Source organism: Aliivibrio sp. SR45-2, from assembly GCF_963890165.1.
In the GTDB taxonomy this organism is placed as follows: domain Bacteria; phylum Pseudomonadota; class Gammaproteobacteria; order Enterobacterales; family Vibrionaceae; genus Aliivibrio; species Aliivibrio salmonicida.
In genome coordinates, this window is the sequence record NZ_CAWPRC010000130.1 from 1 (window position 1) to 234 (window position 234).

A 234-nucleotide genomic window follows, 5' to 3' on the forward strand; every position below is an offset into this window, starting at 1 on the left:
TTGCCGCCACGTTTGCTCTTTCAGGATCTGCATTTGCAGCAGACCTTGAAAAAATACACTTTATTATTCCTGGTGGTGCCGGAGGCGGTTGGGATATGACCGTTCGTGGTACGGGTGATGTACTATTAAAATCAAACCTGATTGAGCAGGCCTCTTATCAAAACCTTTCTGGCGGTGGCGGTGGTAAAGCCATTGCTCACCTTATCGAGACGGCCAATCGTCAAACAGACACCT

General features: G+C 48.3%; 1 pseudogene. It reads left to right on the forward strand.

Going from position 1 to position 234, the window contains the following annotated elements:
• Positions 1 to 234, forward strand: a pseudogene (locus AACV33_RS06630) (tripartite tricarboxylate transporter substrate binding protein); the annotation flags it as partial.